Here is a 17,381-nt window from a genome sequence, read left to right on the forward strand (position 1 = left end):
GGGTTGCCGGAAGCCCGACCTCTGCGTCCTTCGCGGTAAGCCCGAGTATGCGCCGGCTCCATGCAAGCGCCGGACGTCGCATCGGTTATGGGTTGATCAGAGACCGGATCGTCTCCGACAGAGCGGCGAAGTCAATCGGCTTGGCGAGGAACGCATTGCAGCCGACGTTGAGGGCGCGCTGGCGATCCTCGTCGAGGGCATAGGCTGTCAGGGCGACAATCGGGAGATGCGCCGTTTCCGGGTTTGATCGCAGACGATGGGTTGTCTGCCAGCCATTGAGTTTCGGCAGGCCCATATCCATGAGCACCAGATCTGGTTGCTCACTGTGGGCCAGACGTAAGGCCTCGATGCCATCAGCCGCCGCAATCACCTCGAAGCCTGCCATGTGCAGGTAGGTCATCACCAGATTGCGGACCATTGGTTCATCTTCTACCACGAGAATGCGTGCCATTAGTATCCCTCGATGGACCTGTTTGAGCCTGTCCAGATAACCGGGTTATCCCCTTACGTTCTGGAAAGGGCGCGGTCCTCTGGCCCTTCCTTCAGGCAGGGGCGCGGGGAAATCCGGTTTCCCTGCAGGAGTTATCCGGCAAGATTTTTCTGCCTTTGATACCCGATGAGCGCCCGAATGCTGCGCAGCAGATCATCGCCGCGGAAGCTGCCCTTGCGCAAGATGTTCTCGACTGAGCGGGTCAGATAGTCATGCTCGTGTGGGGCGAGTTCCTTTGCCGTCACCACCAGAACTGGCAGGGTGTCGCCGCCAGGACGCGCCCGTATTTCGCTGATGAGGGTTATTCCGTCCATTCGCGGTAACATCAGATCCACGATCGCCAGATCAGGGGCTTGCTGGTCGAACAACGCTAGCGCCTCGACTCCATCCGGGGCGGTCTCTATCTTCCAGTCCTGTTCGCTGAGCACGCGTTGCAAATACTTGCGTAACTCGCCGTCATCCTCCACCAGGAGCACCCGTTGGGGAGGAGTTCTATCGTGCAGGAGGCTGGCGATCATCCGGGTCAATTGCCCGATCTCTACCGGCTTGGGCAGACAGGCGGCGGCGCCAAGCACCAGACCGCGCTTACCCTCGGGGTCGATCGTTAGCAACACCACCGGGATGGCCGCGGTTGCAGGATTGGCTTTGAGCTGCCGGAGCACGGCCCAGCCGTCCACCCCCGGCATCAACAGGTCGAGAATGATCAGATCGGGGAGCAGCGCGGTTGCCAGTGCAAGCCCCTCCTCGCCGCCTGCGGCCGTCTCGAAGTGCAGATCCGGTCGAGCCAGCGCGCGAGGCAACAGGTCGCGGATCATCGGATCGTCGTCAATCACCAGCACGATCTGCGTCTCCACATGAGCATCACTGGCTGAAGACGCATGATACTGAGATGACGCCTCTGGGGAATGACGACCCGGCGCCGGCAGTTCCGGCTGGGAGTGTCCCTCCGGGATCTGCGGCATGGTGAGGGTAAAAGTAGAGCCAACCCCCGGCGCGCTGACGACGCTGATCTCGCCTCCCAGGAGACGCGCCAGGCGCTGGCTCAGGGCCAGGCCCAACCCCGTGCCGCCGTACTTGCGGGTTGAAGATGAATCGACCTGCATAAAGTCGCGGAAGAGATCTTTCAGATGCTCGGGGCTGATGCCAATGCCCGTGTCGTGGATCGCGAAGCTGATCTGCGCCGGGCGCCCATTGCTGGCGGGTTGCGCTAATACCTCAATAATCACTGTTCCGTCCTCGGTAAACTTGCAGGCATTGCCGGCCAGATTGACCAGGATCTGTTGCAGGCGCAGCTCGTCGCTCACGATGACGGGAACCGCGTCGGCTATTTGAACGACGATCCGGTTTCGGTTCTGTGTGGCAAGGGGCTGAACTGAATTCACGACGCGCTGGATCAGGGGCGCTATGGACAGTGGATTGGGTCGGATCTGCATCATCCGGCCTCGATCTTTGATAGATCGAGGATATCATTGATAATTGCCAGCAAGTGTTTCCCCGCCGTCCGAATAGACTCAAGGTCCCTGATGGTTTCGGCGGTCGCAGTGGTTGCGAGGGTGCAAGCGAGGAGTTCAGCATACCCGAGGATGGCCGTGAGGGGGGTGCGCAACTCGTGGCTCATGGTTGCCAGGAAGCGGCTCTTGGCCAGATTGGCCGCATCGGCGGCCTCTTTGGCCGCGCGCAGCGCCTGCTCGGTCTGCTTGCGCTCGGTGATGTTGCGGATGATGGTTTGAACCGCTGGCACACCCTGATCGTGAAACGGCAGCACTACCAGTTCCACCTCGATGGTTGCGCCGTCGGGTTGGATCACCTGCCGGTCCACCAGCACCGGCGTTCCGTCGGGATGCGGAGTTACCGCGCCAATAGCCGGGTGAACCGGCTGGCCGATCAGGGAAGCGCTCCGGTCGCTGCCGAGCAGGAGCGCAGCAGCCGCGTTGGCGTAACGGATGTTCTTGCCATCGTGTACAATCACGGCATCGGGCGAAAGTTCAGTTAACTGGCGATAGCGGCGCTCATTTTCCGCCAGTTGTTGCCGGGCCTGCGCCAGTCGGCTCAGCATCGTATTGATTGCGTTGCCGAGTTGACCGACTTCGTCGTTGCCCGTGAAGCTGATCCGCGCTCCCAGTTGATCGTCGTCCACCGCAGCGACTTCGTTCCTGAGCCTGATAATCCGAGCCAGGACCATATGCTCTAACATCCAGAAAACCGTTGCGGTGAAGACAAGCCCCGCGCCGAGCAGGACCAGCGTATACTTATAGGTCGTTTGCTTGCCAAGTTGATACACCTCGCGGGGCAGGCTGAGCGCCAGCAGCACGCCAGGGCCGCCATAGAGATCGGGAACATGGATCACTCCGCAGATGCGCTGGTCGTCAATGGGGGCAACCCTGATCGGCTGCTCAGGAGTAAGGGTTTCCGCCAGCGCCCGCAGGTCGGCTGGCAGCGCAGGGTCATCGAAACGGGCGACATTGAGTGGCAGACGGGTCACTTCCCGGAGCCGGGCGAGTTCGTGGGCATCAAGCCATCGGCCCATCACCAGGGTGCCCGCTGGCGGCCCCTCACCCAGACTGGTCAGGATGGGGTGCGCGGCGATCAGCATCGGGCCATCGGTCAGCATCATGATCCCACTCAACTGGTTGTCAGCGCTGCGGTGTTGGAGCAAGAACGCGTTGGCCCCATCGAAGCGCAGCAATTCCGAGGGTACTGGCGCTTCTGTCTCTTCGGCCAGATTGAAGGCGCGGGCGACAACCACCTCGCCCGCGGGGTTGACAAAGCCAACGTAGCTCAGGTGATTGTTGATGAAGGTGGCGTCTATCAGGTTGTTGTCAATGTACGTCGGGTCTGGCGCGCTGACGAAGGCGTAGCTATCGTCCCATACCGCGTAATCACGGGTCACCTGCTCGAGGCTGGTCAGACTGTCGGCGAGGGCATTGGCAGCCTGTTCGACCTGCTCGGTCACCGATTGCGCTTCAACCTGACGAAAGCCCTCTGCAAAGATCGTGTTGGCGAGGAGCGGCAGGGCAACCACCAGGGCGCCCAGGAGCACCGCGAGAACTGCGAAGGTTCGCACGCGCAACGAAAGTGGATTGAAGGCGAGGTTCATAGAAGTTCTCGAACGGGAGGATCCCGGTAGGGCAAAGCCCTTCCAGAAATCCTCTTTCCCGACCAATGGTGTAAGGGGATTGCCGCATTCGCCGAGGGCAAAGCCTTCCCAGGAACCCTCCTCTCAGCCCTTGCATGTAACGGGACGTGCCGGATGCACCGCTAACGGATTGAATGTGGATGTTGACAGCTTATGGGTGGATTGACGTAGTTTCGAAAGCTTGTAAAAGTTGAGTCTTATCATTACAAGAACATTACGGTACTATTACTCCAACGGAACTTCTCCCTGCAGGAGAGATTCGGGGGGCTTCGCCCCTCCGAAAGCCCCGCTCCAGTGCGGCGCGGCTTCGCCGCATCGGAACGGGGAAATCATGCGGGGGCCTCAGGCCCCGCTACGTCCCGCGGAGACGAAGTTTCGTTGTGATCCTATGAGTATTCATAGGATCACAACGAAAGAGATTCCCGAAGAACACCTATCACATCATAACATGAGAATTGTACCAGAACCTTCGAGAGGAGAAACCGGTAACTTTACTTTGTCACTTGCCGCAGCTTCCGCTATGAGCAGGTTCGGCGGGGCCTGCGGTCCCCGCAGCCCCCGCCGGGGGCGAAGTGACAAAGTAGCGATAACAGCCAGCGTGCCGGGCATCCCTGCAGGGCAGGGGCAACTGGGAACCCTCTCAGGTGTAGGGTTTTTCGAGCGAGAAGGGGTTTTCGGCATTCCAATGGGCTTACAATCCTCACCCCCAGCTCCTCTCTCTCCCGCGAGCGGGAGAGGGGGAGTCGGGCGTCCCAATGCCCCGGATGGCGCATGCGACGCGAGAATGGGCCGGAAAACCCTACACTTGAGAACATGGGGAACCCCGGAGTCCTCATTGCTCTCAAGCCGGCTGTCTTCGCATGAAAACCCTGGAGGTTCATCCAATGCGCGTAGCCCTGATCGGCGCCGGCGCTCTGGGCGGGGTGATCGGCTTTTATCTCTCGACCGTCGCCGATGTGGTGCTGGTAGACCCGTGGGCCGAGCACGTGGCGGCCATCGCCGCCCACGGTCTGCGCTGTGAACGCGACGGCGTCGAGACGATCCGCCGCGTGCACGCCGTGAGCGACCCGGCGCTGGCAGGCCGGGTTGAGGCGGCCCTGGTGCTGGTCAAGTCGCGGCAGACGCCCTGGGCCGCCGAGGCAGCCAGAACAGCGCTCACTGACACTGGCGTGGCCTACACGCTCCAGAACGGCCTGGGCAATCGCGAGATCCTGGCCGAGGCTCTGGGCGAGGAGCGCGCGGGCCAGGGAGTTACCTCGCTGGGGGGCACGCTGCTCGGGCCGGGGCGGGTGCGCCACGCCGGGATGGGGCCGACGCTCTTCGGCGCGGCGCCTGACCGGACGATGGCCGGGGCGCTGGCCGACCTGTTCAGCCAGGCCGGTCTGCCTGCGGAGGTGCGCGAGGATGTCACGGGGCTGGTGTGGGGCAAACTGATCGTCAACGCGGGGATCAATGCCCTGACGGCGCTGCTGCGCGTGCCCAATGGCGCGCTCGTCGAGACGTCCGCCGCCCGTGAACTGCTCGCCGCGGCGGCGCGTGAGGCCGCAGACGTGGCGGCGGCGCTGGGTGTGCGACTTCCATACGCTGACCCCGTGGAACACGCGCTTGAGGTGGCCCGCGCCACCGCGGCCAATCGTTCCTCAACCCTGCAAGACGTGCTGCGCGGAGCGCCGACGGAGATCGGCGCCATCAACGGCGCCGTGGCCCGCGAAGGCGCGCGTCTGGGCGTGCCGACGCCGGTGAATGCCCTGCTCGCCAGTCTCATTGAGGCCCTGGAAGCGACCACCGGGCAGCGGGTGGGGGAGGGGTAGGTGTGGAGGTGTGGAGGTGTGGAGGGGCGCTTACTCTACTCACATCTCTACATCTCTACACCTCTACACCTCCACACCTCTACACCCCCCTCAGGCGGCCCGGTCAACCCTGGTGAGGAAATCGCGGACGGCCTCTTCCAGGCTGATGGCGCCGGAGAGGATGCGCGGGTGGTAGGCAGGGATGAAATCGAACAGAAACGACTGCCCGGTGCGCAGTTCGCGCAGCATCAGGTGGGCGTAGGACCCCACTGCCTCGAGCATGCCGCTTTCGGCGAAGGCTCGTTCAGTGGCGGCGACATCGTAGCGCACGCGCCTGATGCTGGCCTGCCAGCCTCGCTGCCCGCGGGTGAGCCGGGCGTAGGAGGCGCGGGTGTCGCCATCAAAGGGCAGCCCCACCGAACCGGTGTTCACGACCAGGGTAGAGTCCACCCGGCGCACCAGGGGAGTGTGGGTATGACCGGCGCAGAACACCGCTGCCGCGGGATCGATCTGCGCGCGCACCTCATTGAGGGGCGCGCCGCGGTAGATGCCGTCGCGGTCGTGGCGCACCGAGGCGTGATAGATCGCCAGGCGTTCACCGTCGAGGTCGAAGGTCAGGTGTTCGGGCAAAGCGGTGATCTGGGGGATCATATCGGCAACCTGGGCGTGGGTCCAGGCTGCCACGCGGCTCACTTCAAACTGGGGGCCGCTGGTGGGGAAGTCGGGGCGCTGGCGTTCCTGTTCATACTGGAGCACGTAGCGCTCGTGGTTGCCGCGGATCACGCGCCAGCCGCGCTCGTCGCGCATACGCAGCACCAGTTCAAGGCAGACACGCGACTGGGGGCCGCGCCCGACCATGTCGCCAGCGACGATGACCAGATCGGGCGACCAGGATTCAACATCTTCGATGACGGCGTGCAGCGCTGCGGAATTGGCATGAATATCGGCGAGGACCGCGATGTTCATCGTTATGCAGCTACTTCGTTGCTTTCGGGAGTGCGGTTCACCTCACGCAGGGTGGAGAGATCGCGAATGCGTTCGGTGAACAGGATGCCATTCAGGTGGTCAACTTCGTGCTGGATGGCCCAGCCGAGCAGGCCGTCGGCGCGCCGCAGCCGCAGCCATTTCCCGTTGAGGTCCTGAAACTCCACCGTCACCCAGGTCTGCCGGGGCACCTGGCCATACCAGCCGGGCAGGCTCAGGCAGCCCTCCTCGCGCAACACCTCTTCGCCGCTGCTCTTCACGATCTTTGGATTGATCAGCACGAACTGCTCTGCCGGTGCGACGACCGCAGTGGTCCCGTCCTCGCGCTCCTCGATCTCCGGCGGCAGTTCGATGACGCACAGGCGGATGGGCAGACCGATCTGCGGCGCCGCCAGCCCCACGCCGTTGTTAGCGTGCATGGTCTCGAACATATCCGCCACCAGACGCTTCAGGCTCGCGTCGGGCAGTTTCACCGGGCGGCAGTGTGTTTTGAGGATCTTTTTATCCTCTTCGTTATCAATACGGAGAATGCGCCGGATAGCCATACTTTTATTCTTTCTTCTGGTGGAGGATGAAGACCGCTCCACATTAAGGATTATAACATAGGCTTGATACGAACATCGGTAAGACGGAGTTTCCCCGCGCCCCTCCAATCACAGCACGTGCACCGGGTCAACATCCACGCTCCAGCCATAGAGCGGTTCCAGGGCGTCAAGGGCGGCGTTGATGGCGCGCTCGTCGGCGGGGGGCGCGGCGCGGAGGATGAGGTGCCAGCGCCAGCGCCCGCGGGCGCGCTGAATGAAGGCGGGCGCCGGTCCAATCAGGCTCCAGCCTGCCAGTTCGCGCCGCCCAAGCAGGGCGCGGGCGCGTTCGGCCAGGCGTTCGGCTTCGCGCTGCGCGGCGCGGGGACTCTCGGCGGCATGGACCAGGCGCACCAGCCGGCTGAAGGGCGGGTAGCCCGTTGCGCGGCGAAAGGCGATCTCCTGGGAAAAAAAGCGTTGGTAGTCGTGCTCCTGAGCGGCGAGCAGGGCGTAATGCTCGGGGTTGTAGGTCTGAATGAGCACCTGGGCGCCTTCAAAGCGCCGGCCGGCGCGCCCGGCCACCTGGGTGAGCAGTTGAAAGGCCCGTTCGCCGCTGCGAAAATCGGGCAGGTGCAGCCCGGTGTCGGCGGCCACGACGCCGACCAGGGTGACCAGGGGCAAATCCAGGCCCTTGGCGATCATCTGCGTGCCGACAACCACGTCGGCCTCGTGGCGCAGCAGCGCGTCGAGCAGGCGCTCATGGGCGCCCTTGCCGCTGGCGCTGTCGCGATCCCAGCGCAGCACCCGCGCCGAGGGAAAGAGCGCCCGCACCTCCTCGGCCACACGCTGGGTGCCGATGCCGAAGCCGCGAATGCGCGCGCTCAGGCAATGGGGGCAGATCACCGGCGGCGCAGCGCGCGCGCCGCAGGCATGGCAGACCAGCACGGTGGCCTGCCCGGCGCCGGTTTCGCTGGCGTCGTAATGCACTGTCAGCGGGTTGGAGCAGGCGTTGCAGGTTGCCACGTAGCCGCAATCTCGGCACATGACGAAGGAAGCCGCGCCGCGCCGGTTGAGGAAGAGCATGGCCTGCTCGCCCCGCGTCAGGGTGGCGGCAAGCGCCTGTTGGAGCGCCTGGCTGAAGATCGAGGCGTTGCCCTGCTGGAGTTCGTCGCGCATATCCACGATGCGCACCGGCGGCAGGGGCAGGGCGCGGGAGCGGGGCAGGCCGTCGGCGCCGACGGCCCTGCCGACGCGCTCAGGGAGTTCCAGCAGGCGGTAGCGGCCTTCGCGTGCGGCCTGGTAACTCTCCACCGCCGGGGTGGCGCTGCCCAGCAGGGCGACCGCGCCGCTGAGGGCGGCGAGCCGCAGCGCCGTGTCGCGGGCGTGGTAGCGGGGGCTGGCCTCATGCTTGTAGCTCAGTTCGTGCTCCTCGTCAACAATGACCAGCCCCACCCGCTCCAGCGGCGCGAATACCGCCGAGCGGGAGCCGATCACCACCGCCGCCTCACCCCGGCGCAGGCGGCGCCAGGCGTCATAGCGCTCGCCCAGGCTCAGCCCGCTGTGCAGCACCGCCAGTTGGCCCGGAAAGCGCGCGGCGAAGCGGCGCACCAGTTGCGCCGTCAGGGCAATCTCAGGCGCCAGCACCAGAGCCTGGCGACCAAGCCGCAGGGTGCGGGCGATCGCCCGCAGGTAGATCTCGGTCTTGCCGCTGCCGGTGATGCCGTGGAGGAGGAAGACCGGCGGGTCGGCGCTTCCCTCGCCGGGCGCTTGTTCCTGGCGCGCGGCTGCATCGAGGGCCTGGACGATGGCCTCATAGGCCGCGCCTTGCGCCGCAGTCAGCGGTGGAGGCTGGTCGGGCGGCACGGCGGCGCTTAGCGGATCGCGCCGCACCTCGCGGGTTTCGAGGGTCACCAGGCCCCGCCGCTCCAGGGCGCGCAGCAGGGCGGCGTTCGCCCCGGTCGCGGCGTAGACTTCCGCCAGGGAGTGGGCGGAGGGAGGAACTTCGGGTGCATCGCTGTGGCGCGCGGCCAGCCACTCCAGCACGGCGCGCTGGCGCGGGGCGCGTTGCAACGCCTCCAGGGCCCGGGGCAGCGTCGCCGGAGGCGCTGCCAGCCGCACCAGCCGTTCAAGACGCGGGCGCACCCTGGGGGGCGTCGTGGCGGCGCCGGCGACGATCAGGCCCCGCTCGGCCAGAGCGGCGTAGGCGGCGCGCAACTCGGCGTCGCTGCCGCGCAGCGCCCGGCGCAGCGCCGCTTCGTCCAGTTCGCCGCGGGCGCGCAGGTAGTAGAGGATCGCCCGCTCGCGTTCGGGCAGCGCGCCCAGGTCGGCGCTCAGCCCGGCAGGGGTGGCGCGCCAGGTGACGGCGCTCTTCTGGCCCGTGCCGGGAGGCAACAGCAGGCTCAACACAGCGTAGAGCGGCGCGCGGTAGGTCGCGGCGACCCATGCTGCCAGCCGCAGGCCGGTTTCGGGGATCACCGCCTCGGGGTCGGCCAGGCCGATCAGATCGCGCAGGCGCTCCGCTGGCGCGGCGGGCGCAGCGAGGCGCAGCACCACCCCCTGCACCTGGCTGGTGCGCAGCGGCGCCCAGACCAGTTGCCCGGGACGCACCAGGCCCTGAAGGTGCGGCGGGACGCGGTAGGAGAGCACCGGCGGCGCTCCTCCGCTGGCGTTCAGGGCGACTTCGGCGATAACTGCGGTTGCCATAGGCGAATTGCGGCTTGTGGATTGCAGACGATCCCCGACGCATCCAGACGCCCCGGACGCGTCGGCGAGCGCCAGAACGGCTGCGCGTGTTGGCGACAGGCAGAGAGTATACCACCTTCGGGCCGCGCCAGGGTGCGCGAGGGGGTGATCAACATCGGTTCGATGGCGGCCCATCCGCGCGCCGGCATGTTACAATCCGTATGCCCCGGCCGCGTTTTGCCGGCAACGGTGCACCTTGTACAGCCCGGCGCACGTCTATGCCATACCACGAACCCGTCGTCCTGGAGCGCCGCGACCTCGGCGCCCTGACCCTGACGCGCTGGCATGCCCCGGAACTGGCGCGCGCCGCGCGCCCCGGGCAGGCGCTGCTCGCCCGCTGCGCGCCCCCCGATAGCGATGATCCGCTCCTGCGACGGACGCTCTTTCCCGCCGGCGCTGACCCGCACTCCGGCGTGGTCGAGGTGCTGCTGGCGCACGATGAGCGCGGCCTGGCCTGGCTTGCCGCGCAGCCCCCGGGGGCGCGGCTCGATGTCTATGGTCCGGTGGGGAACGGGTTTACTCTTGCCGAGCCAACGCGCAACCTGTTGCTGGCCGGGGCCGGTTCCGCCATGCCGGCGCTATTGTGCCTGGCGCGTACCGCCGTTGCGCGGGGCATTGCCGTGGTGCTGCTGGCATCCGCCGCTGACGCCAACCTGTTGCCGCCGCCTTTCTTGTTGCCCTCCGATGTCGAGTATCTCACGAGCGCGACCGGCGAGACCGATCTGCCGGCGCTGCTCGCCGGGCGCCACCCGGACGGCCCTGTGCTGAGCGGGGGGCCGCTTGGATGGGCCGATCAGCTCTGCCTGGGGCTGGCGGCGCCCCTGTTGCCGCCGGTGATCGAGACGGTGCGCGCGGGCAAGGTGCGCTGGGAACGGGGCTTCGCGCAGGTCGTCCTGCCAGGCGCCTTGCCCTGTGGTGTAGGCACGTGCCAGGCTTGCCTGGTGGAGACCCGCGATGGCGCCCGTCTCGGATGCAAGGATGGGCCGGTCTTCGATCTACGCGATCTGCGCCTTTGAAATGAAAATGGGAAAACCCCGTTCCCCCACGCCCCTGCCGGATGGGCGGGCAGGGCGGCCCCACGGCAGTTGAAGGAGCAGGGGGAAACTCGGTTTCCCCATACTATTGCCTGAAAGGCGGTCGCTCCCCTCTCGGTCAACGAACCTCGCCCTGGATTTCGCGATAGCTCTTGAGGAACCAGCGGGTCACGTCGCGGTAGCGATCCTCGCGCCCGATGAGCAAGTGGTGCAGGCTGCTCTCAGGGTCCTCGAGACCGGCGCCGTCGAGGGTTGTGGCGGCGGCGAAGCGGTAGAGAGGCTGGTAGAGCGTGATACTCGGCGCCAGGCTGATCCAGCGCTGCTGAAAGGCGGCGTAGTCGGCGCTGCGGGCGGCGAGTTCGCTCTCGACGCGGGCGCTGGCGAGGAGATCGTCAATCTCTTTATCGTCCAGACCGGCGTAGTTCAGGCCCGTGTCGGCGCGGCTGGAGTGCCAGAGGGCAAAGGGGTCGGGGTCGGGGCCAAGGCGCGTCCAGGTGTGCAGGGCCATGTCGAACTCGTGGGCGCGCAGCCGGGCCTGTAATGCCGGCCCGTCGAGTTCAACCACGCTGATACGCACCCCGAGATCGCCCCACTGGCGGGCGATCTCGTCGGCGACGGCGCGACGCTTCGGTTCATTGTCCACCAGCAACTCCAGAGCCAGGGGGCGGCCGTCACGCTCCAGGATGCCATCGGCGCCGCGGTCGAAGCCCGACTCGCTGAGGATGCGCCCGGCGGCAGCGGGGTCGGGGGCGTACCAGCGCGCTTCGGGGTTGTAGGCCCACCAGCCGGGGAGAATAGGGGTGTCGAGGGGCATTGCCGTGCCATTCAGGGCGCGCTCGATCAACGCGTCTTTGTTCAGGCCGTGGGCCAGGGCGCGGCGCAGGTTGAGATTGTTGAGGGGCGGGCGTCGCAAATTGAAACTCAGCGTGGTGTACTCATCGAGGGGCACAACCGCGCCGCGAATGCCTGCGGGTAGATCTTCAAGCGCAGCAGCGCCGGTAATCCGCGCACCGAAGGCCGTCACGTCGCCGCGGGCGAGGGCGGCGAAGGCGGCTTCGGGCGAGGCGATGAAGCGCAACTCCAGACGCTCGATGTAAGGGCGCCCGCCGAAGTAGCCTGCATTGGCAACGAGCACGGCGCGGTCCTCGCGCAGTTCGAGCAGGCGGTAGGGGCCGGTGCCCACCAGACGCTCGGCGATGGATCCGCTGGTCCAGGCTTCAGGCGGCTTGCCGGCGAACACATGGGCGGGCAGAATGGGCAGGCGGGCCATGCTGAGGAACGGCGCAAATGGCGCGGTCAGGGTCGCGCGAATGGTATAGGCATCCAGCCGGTCCACCAGCACATCCTGCCACACGGCGGCGAGGGCCGGTTCGGCGGGCTGATCGGCCACCTGGAGCGTCCGCAGCGTAAAGACCACATCGTCGGCAGTGAAGGGCCGGCCATCGTGCCACGTAACGTTGCGTCGCAGGTTGAAGTGGTACACCGTGCCGCTGGCGTCAACCTCGTAGGACTGCGCCAGGGCCGGTTCGATCAACCCGTCGGCGCCAATACGCACCAGACCATCGAAGATCAACGCGATCAGGTCGCGGCCCACGGGGTCGGCGAGCGGATCGTTAAGCAGGGGGATAGGGCGTTCCGGCGCGCCAACCACGGCTTCGACGTAGGAGCCGCCTACGAGAGGCGTCGCGACCGAGGCATTGCGCAGGGCAACCGCGCCAAGCAAGCCGGCGATCAGCATGATGCTCAGGGTAGCGATGACGATTTGCCAGCGAATACGACGGGCCATGGGCTTGAATATTCCTGCCAGAGAGGAGGTTCTGGGAGGGCGAAGCCCCGCCAGGAACCCGCTTTCCTTGCCTGGTTGGAGGAGGCTCAGGAACCCGGGGATGCTTACGCCCCTGCTCTGGAGATGGGTCAGGGAAGTCGCAGCCTTCCCCAAAAGCCTCCTTCCTCGTATGCCTGAAGGAGGGTGAGGAACCCGGAGTTCCCGGACCTCTGCCGGAGGGAAGGGCCGGGAGGGCGAAGCCCTCCTGGAACGTCATCGGCTGCCCCGGCTATCTGGACGGGCGCTTAACCAAAGATCGGCAGACTGGCGATCAGCGAGAGCAGCAAAAACGCCACGCTCAGGACCAGGGTCGCCTGGTAGAGGGTCTTCTCCAGACCGCGGCGGGTGCGGTAGATCGAACTGGTGTCGCGGTTGGCCATCCCGGGGCTGCGGGCCTGCAACACGACCAGGGCAATCAGCACCACGCTGATAACGATTATGGCAATGTACAGCGCGATTTCCACGAGATCATTCCTCTCTGAGATGCAGAAGACCTGTGTGCAGGAAGGTGCAAGAAGGCAAGCCCTCCAGGGAACGCTTCTCTGTAGTCTGGCAATTGTGCGGCATAGCCGCAGAACGCTATTGTACCATACCCCGTCCTATCGGCTGCTTCAGCAGGTGCGCCCTGAGCCTTGCGCATCATCCGGCCAAAAGATCGGTGCAGCGCAGGCTTCGGCCTTGCAGGGCTTGTTCCAAGGATGCCGCACGGGCGCCGAGATAAGCCAGGGCCGATGCACAGTCCGCCTCCAGCGTGAGGATCGGGGCTGATACGCCGCCCGATACGGTCATGTTTCACTAGTTTTGGCGGCGTAGCCGCCAAAACTAGCGAAAAACCCGGGGCTTGCCCCAAACATTTGCATAGTCCTGTTTCCACCCCCCGCCTTTTTTCCTCGCCTTCGGCCTGTGTTATACTTTATTTAGATCATCGAAGCAATGTTGCTTGCCAATGCCAGGAACGCGCCGCATGCCATCGCTGTGAGCGTCCTGCAACGTACCGGCGCCAACGGGCCCGTTCGCCCGTGGAGGAACTTGGAGCCATGACCGTTGCTGCCCGCATGGGTTCTCAACTGTCTGAGAGTGGTCCGTCTGATGATAAACCCGGTCACGAGTGCGGCATCTTTGGCATCGTGCATCGCGATGCCGATGTCGCGCGGCTGACCTTTTTCGGCCTCTATGCCTTGCAGCATCGCGGGCAGGAGAGCGCGGGGATCGCTGTATCCAACGGACGCGCCATCCGCTACCATAAGGAGATGGGCCTGGTGGCCCAGGTCTTTAACGAAGAGAAACTGCGCCCACTCACCGGCTTTATGGCCATCGGCCACACCCGCTATTCGACTACCGGCTCCTCGCGCATCGAGAACGCGCAACCCTTCGTGGTTGAGAGCGCCCTCGGCCCGCTGGCCGTGGGCCACAACGGCAATCTGACCAACGCTGCCGCTCTGCGCCGCGAGTTGCTTAATCGCGGCGTCGGCCTCACCAGCAGCAGCGACTCCGAGGTGATTACGCAGATGCTGGCCGGGGGCGAAGGCCGAACCTGGGAGGAAAAACTGCGCGTCTTTATGGTCCGCGCGCAGGGCGCCTACTGTCTGACCGTGCTTACCCGCGAGACGCTCTACGCCGTGCGTGACCCGCTGGGGTTGCACCCTCTCTGCCTGGGGCGCCTTGGCGAGCGGGGGTGGGTGGTGGCCTCGGAGAGTTGCGCCTTTGGTCCCATCGGCGCCGAGTTTGTACGCGATGTCGAACCCGGCGAGATCGTGGCAGTCACCGAGGACGGCCCCCGCACGGTGGCGTCGATGCCCGCCCCTCATCGGGCGGAGTGTCTCTTTGAGTACATCTACTTCGCCCGCCCGGACAGCGTGCTCCACGGCGCGGCGCTGCACGCCGTGCGCGTCGCCCAGGGCCGCGAGCTGGCCCGCGAAGCGCCTGCCGATGCTGATGTGGTCATCGCCGTGCCCGATAGCGCCACCCCCGCCGCCATTGGTTACGCCCAGGAGTCGGGCATTCCGTATACCGAGGGGTTGATCAAAAATCGCTATATCGGGCGCACCTTTATCCAGCCTGATGATCACGTGCGAAAAGTGGGCATTAACCTGAAGTTCAACGCCCTGCCCGACAATCTGGCCGGCAAGCGGGTGGTGCTGGTTGACGACAGTATCGTGCGCGGCAACACCAGCGGCCCGATTGTGCGCCTGATCCGCGAAGCCGGCGCCCGCGAGGTGCATGTCCGCGTCTCCTCCCCGCCCATCCGCCACCCCTGCTTCCTCGGCGTAGATATGGCCACCTACCCCGAACTGATCGCCCACCGCATGAGCATCCCCGAAATCTGCGCCCACCTGGGGGCCGACAGTCTGGCCTACCTCAGCCTGGAGGGCCTGATCCGCTCCACCCGCCAGGCTCCCAGCGAGTTCTGCAAGGGCTGTTTTACCGGCAAGTACCCGGTGCAGATCGAACTGGTCGAGAAGGAAGTCTTCGAGCTGCGCTAAGCAGGGCGACCTTCCAGGTTGCCTGCCAGAGGGCGACCTTCCAGGTTGCCCTGGTGGGCCCGGCTTTCTTCTTCCGGGGATACCGGTATCATAGACAGGAGAGTCATGACGCCGATGGCCGGTCATGAGACCCTGGAACTGGTGGTCGATTCGGTGGCCCAGGGCGGTGACGGGGTGGGCCGCCATGAGGGTCTGGTGGTCTTCGCCCGCGGAGGGTTGCCGGGCGAACGGGTGCGGGTGCGACTCTACGAGCGCCGTCCAGGCTATGCCCGCGGTCAGGTGGACGCGGTGCTTGAGCCCTCGCCCGAACGGGTCGCTCCGCGCCTGGCCTATGGCGACCATGCGCCGTGGCAGCATATCGCCTACTCGGCGCAACTGCGGCTGAAGACGACGATCGTGCGCGAGCAGTTGATCAAGCTCGCCGGGGTTCCCGATCCGCCCGTGGCTCCGACGCTTGCCGCACCGCGACCCTGGGGCTACCGCAACACCGCCCACCTGCACGTGGAGGATCGCCGGGTCGGCTACCATCTCGCTGGCACACGCACGGTGGCCGATCTGCCGGAGGATCCGCTGCTGTTGCCGGCGCTCAACGAGGCTCTGGCGGGCCTGCGCGCCATTCTGCCCTCCGGGGTCCTTGCCGGCGTGACGCTGCGGGCCAGCGCAGCCTTCGGCTATGCCCTGGCGGTGTTGCGCCCCACCCGCGAGGTTCCCGCCCTGGATCTGCTGCTGCTCGCCGAGGCATGGCGCGCCCACGTACCTGCGCTGGCCGGGGTGGCGGTCGAGGGCCGCGACTGGCGCAGCGCGATTTCCGGGGTGGCCAGCCTTCTGGAAGAGCTGGCGGGCATTCTGTTCGAGTTAGCGCCAACGACCTTCTTTCAGGTCAACCTGCCGCAGGCCGAGCGCATGCTTGACCTGGCCCGCGCGGCCCTTCGCCCGGCGCCTGGTATGCGCCTGCTCGACCTCTATGCCGGCGCCGGGGCCTTTGCTTTGCCTCTGGCCGCCGCGGGCGCCGAGGTGATCGCGGTGGAGGAGCACGCGGCCGCCGTGGCCGACGGCGAGCGCAGCGCCGCCCTCAACGGCATCGAAGGCGTGCGGTTCGTTCAGGGCGCGGTGGAGCGCGTCCTGCCCGGCCTGGCCGGTCCCTTCGATGGCGCGCTGCTCGACCCGCCCCGCCGGGGTTGCCATCCGGCCGCGCTGGAAGCCCTGACGCGCCTGGCGCCGCCGCGTCTGGTCTACGTCTCCTGCCATCCCGGCATCCTCGGACGGGACCTGGCGCCCCTCCTGGCCGCAGGCTACCGGCTTGAGCAGGTGCAGCCGGTGGACCTCTTTCCGCAGACGCCTCACATTGAGACAGTAGTGACGCTTATCCATACGCGATAGAGTTTTCCTGGGAGGCCGCCGCAACGCGGAGGGTTGCGCTACCGCGCGTCACGGGTTGCCGCCATCAAGGATGGCAACAACGGCAGCAGGCCGCTAACCCGCTCGCGCACCTCGTCGCGGACGGCGCGAAAGGCCCGCAGACGCTCCGCTTCATCTTCAACGGCCACCGGGTCGGCGATGCTCCAGTGGAGCTGGATCGCGGCCCGCAGCCACACCGCGCACTCCTCGCGGGCGATGTCGCATACCGTTACCACCACCGCCGAGGCCAGGTCGGCCAGCGTATCTACGTGCTTGGTCTGCTGGTAGCCGATATCAATGCCTGCCTCGGCCATGACCTGCACGGCGAGGGGGTGCAGCGGGGCCGGATGGGTGCCGGCGCTACGCACCGTGATGCGCGCGCCGCTGAGGGCGCGCAGCCAGCCCTCGGCCATCTGCGAGCGGGCGCTGTTGGCCCGGCAGAGAAACACGACCGGCGGCATACGCTCCGGAATGGGCGCGGCAGTGGGCAGGGCCAGGCCGGCGGCGAGGCCATGGTGCAGGGCGATCAGGCCCGGCAGGTGTGCGCTGTAGTAATTTGCCCGCGCGTCGGCATCGCTGCGGTGCACGCGCACCAGACCGGCCTGGCGCAGCACGTTGAGATGGTAGGAGATCAGGTTCTGAGCCAGGCCGGTTCGCTCCACCAGTTCGCCCACCTGGTAGTCGCTGCACCGCAGCAGCAGCAACAGGCGCCAGCGCGTCTCGTCGGCCAGGAGCTTCAGTTGTTCGAGCGTTGCCTGTCCTCTCTCGTCCATGGCACTCCCTGTGTGAACAGCGGGGAAACCTGGTTTTCGCCCCCCTGCCCGTCAGGAAAACCCGGTGTGGGCAACCCTGATGATCGTTGAGAAATAAATCCGGTATAGCCCGCGGCTTCAGCCGCCGGGCCACAGGGCGAATACGTTTATAGTTACATGAAGGTTGCCCACACCATGGAAACCAGATTTCCCTGTGCCCCTGCCC

General features: G+C 66.1%; 13 protein-coding genes. 4 read left to right on the top strand and 9 right to left on the bottom strand.

What is annotated here, in order from left to right:
• Positions 1-85: 85 nt before the first annotated feature.
• The 3 genes from NZU74_05355 to NZU74_05365 all read right to left on the bottom strand — a co-directional run bounded on the left by NZU74_05355 (position 86) and on the right by NZU74_05365 (position 3,587).
• Complete coding sequence (locus tag NZU74_05355) at positions 86-451, bottom strand: response regulator (GenBank protein ID MCS6880738.1); 366 nt, start codon at positions 449-451, stop codon at positions 86-88.
• Positions 452-582: 131 nt separating this feature from the next.
• The gene (locus NZU74_05360) at positions 583-1,926 is read right to left on the bottom strand and encodes a response regulator (protein ID MCS6880739.1); all 1,344 of its coding nucleotides are present in this window, start codon (positions 1,924-1,926) and stop codon (positions 583-585) included.
• On the bottom strand, positions 1,923-3,587 hold the full coding sequence (locus NZU74_05365) for a PAS domain S-box protein (GenBank protein MCS6880740.1): 1,665 nt from the start codon (positions 3,585-3,587) through the stop codon (positions 1,923-1,925). The genes NZU74_05360 and NZU74_05365 overlap by 4 nt, the downstream gene beginning before the upstream one ends.
• A 923-nt stretch (positions 3,588-4,510) precedes the next feature.
• Between NZU74_05365 and NZU74_05370 the strand changes: the two genes are divergently transcribed.
• Positions 4,511-5,437, top strand: coding sequence for a 2-dehydropantoate 2-reductase (locus NZU74_05370; GenBank protein ID MCS6880741.1), 927 nt, complete (start codon positions 4,511-4,513; stop codon positions 5,435-5,437).
• Positions 5,438-5,527: 90 nt separating this feature from the next.
• Here NZU74_05370 and NZU74_05375 read toward each other — a convergent pair whose 3' ends face one another.
• The 3 genes from NZU74_05375 to priA form a co-directional block, all read right to left on the bottom strand.
• Complete coding sequence (locus tag NZU74_05375) at positions 5,528-6,382, bottom strand: metallophosphatase family protein (protein MCS6880742.1); 855 nt, start codon at positions 6,380-6,382, stop codon at positions 5,528-5,530.
• Between the two features lie 2 nt (positions 6,383-6,384).
• Positions 6,385-6,945, bottom strand: a complete 561-nt coding sequence (def, locus tag NZU74_05380; GenBank protein MCS6880743.1) for a peptide deformylase — start codon at positions 6,943-6,945, stop codon at positions 6,385-6,387.
• A gap of 108 nt (positions 6,946-7,053) precedes the next feature.
• Positions 7,054-9,624, bottom strand: a complete 2,571-nt coding sequence (gene priA, locus NZU74_05385) for a primosomal protein N' (protein ID MCS6880744.1) — start codon at positions 9,622-9,624, stop codon at positions 7,054-7,056.
• Between the two features lie 257 nt (positions 9,625-9,881).
• On the opposite strand from priA, the gene NZU74_05390 reads away from it, so the two are divergent.
• Positions 9,882-10,679 carry a hypothetical protein gene (locus NZU74_05390; protein ID MCS6880745.1) on the top strand — a complete coding sequence of 266 codons (798 nt, stop codon included), beginning with the start codon at positions 9,882-9,884 and terminating at the stop codon, positions 10,677-10,679.
• A 136-nt stretch (positions 10,680-10,815) separates the two neighbouring features.
• On the opposite strand, the gene NZU74_05395 is transcribed toward NZU74_05390, so the two are convergent.
• Together NZU74_05395 and secG are read right to left on the bottom strand one after the other, a co-directional pair.
• On the bottom strand, positions 10,816-12,483 hold the full coding sequence (locus NZU74_05395) for a peptide ABC transporter substrate-binding protein (GenBank protein MCS6880746.1): 1,668 nt from the start codon (positions 12,481-12,483) through the stop codon (positions 10,816-10,818).
• A gap of 284 nt (positions 12,484-12,767) precedes the next feature.
• Complete coding sequence (secG, locus tag NZU74_05400) at positions 12,768-12,986, bottom strand: preprotein translocase subunit SecG (protein MCS6880747.1); 219 nt, start codon at positions 12,984-12,986, stop codon at positions 12,768-12,770.
• 573 nt (positions 12,987-13,559) lie between these two features.
• Here secG and purF point away from each other — a divergent pair.
• Both purF and NZU74_05410 read left to right on the top strand, forming a co-directional pair.
• On the top strand, positions 13,560-15,005 hold the full coding sequence (gene purF, locus NZU74_05405; GenBank protein MCS6880748.1) for an amidophosphoribosyltransferase: 1,446 nt from the start codon (positions 13,560-13,562) through the stop codon (positions 15,003-15,005).
• 105 nt (positions 15,006-15,110) lie between these two features.
• Positions 15,111-16,385 carry a class I SAM-dependent RNA methyltransferase gene (locus NZU74_05410; GenBank protein MCS6880749.1) on the top strand — a complete coding sequence of 425 codons (1,275 nt, stop codon included), beginning with the start codon at positions 15,111-15,113 and terminating at the stop codon, positions 16,383-16,385.
• Between the two features lie 38 nt (positions 16,386-16,423).
• On the opposite strand, the gene NZU74_05415 is transcribed toward NZU74_05410, so the two are convergent.
• Positions 16,424-17,176 (bottom strand): metalloregulator ArsR/SmtB family transcription factor, encoded by a 753-nt coding sequence (locus tag NZU74_05415; GenBank protein MCS6880750.1) that lies wholly within the window; start codon positions 17,174-17,176, stop codon positions 16,424-16,426.
• Positions 17,177-17,381: the final 205 nt, after the last annotated feature.

The sequence above is a fragment of the Chloroflexaceae bacterium genome (assembly GCA_025057155.1).
Classification (GTDB): Bacteria; Chloroflexota; Chloroflexia; order Chloroflexales; family Chloroflexaceae; genus JACAEO01.

Bases quoted from the DNA above. Each gene is read 5' to 3' on its own strand.
- NZU74_05355 (MCS6880738.1), bottom strand. From the start codon at position 451: ATGGCACGCATTCTCGTGGTAGAAGATGAACCAATGGTCCGCAATCTG.
- NZU74_05360 (MCS6880739.1), bottom strand. From the start codon at position 1,926: ATGATGCAGATCCGACCCAATCCACTGTCCATAGCGCCCCTGATCCAG.
- NZU74_05365 (MCS6880740.1), bottom strand. From the start codon at position 3,587: ATGAACCTCGCCTTCAATCCACTTTCGTTGCGCGTGCGAACCTTCGCA.
- NZU74_05370 (MCS6880741.1), top strand. From the start codon at position 4,511: ATGCGCGTAGCCCTGATCGGCGCCGGCGCTCTGGGCGGGGTGATCGGC.
- NZU74_05375 (MCS6880742.1), bottom strand. From the start codon at position 6,382: ATGAACATCGCGGTCCTCGCCGATATTCATGCCAATTCCGCAGCGCTG.
- def (MCS6880743.1), bottom strand. From the start codon at position 6,945: ATGGCTATCCGGCGCATTCTCCGTATTGATAACGAAGAGGATAAAAAG.
- priA (MCS6880744.1), bottom strand. From the start codon at position 9,624: ATGGCAACCGCAGTTATCGCCGAAGTCGCCCTGAACGCCAGCGGAGGA.
- NZU74_05390 (MCS6880745.1), top strand. From the start codon at position 9,882: ATGCCATACCACGAACCCGTCGTCCTGGAGCGCCGCGACCTCGGCGCC.
- NZU74_05395 (MCS6880746.1), bottom strand. From the start codon at position 12,483: ATGGCCCGTCGTATTCGCTGGCAAATCGTCATCGCTACCCTGAGCATC.
- purF (MCS6880748.1), top strand. From the start codon at position 13,560: ATGACCGTTGCTGCCCGCATGGGTTCTCAACTGTCTGAGAGTGGTCCG.
- NZU74_05410 (MCS6880749.1), top strand. From the start codon at position 15,111: ATGACGCCGATGGCCGGTCATGAGACCCTGGAACTGGTGGTCGATTCG.
- NZU74_05415 (MCS6880750.1), bottom strand. From the start codon at position 17,176: ATGGACGAGAGAGGACAGGCAACGCTCGAACAACTGAAGCTCCTGGCC.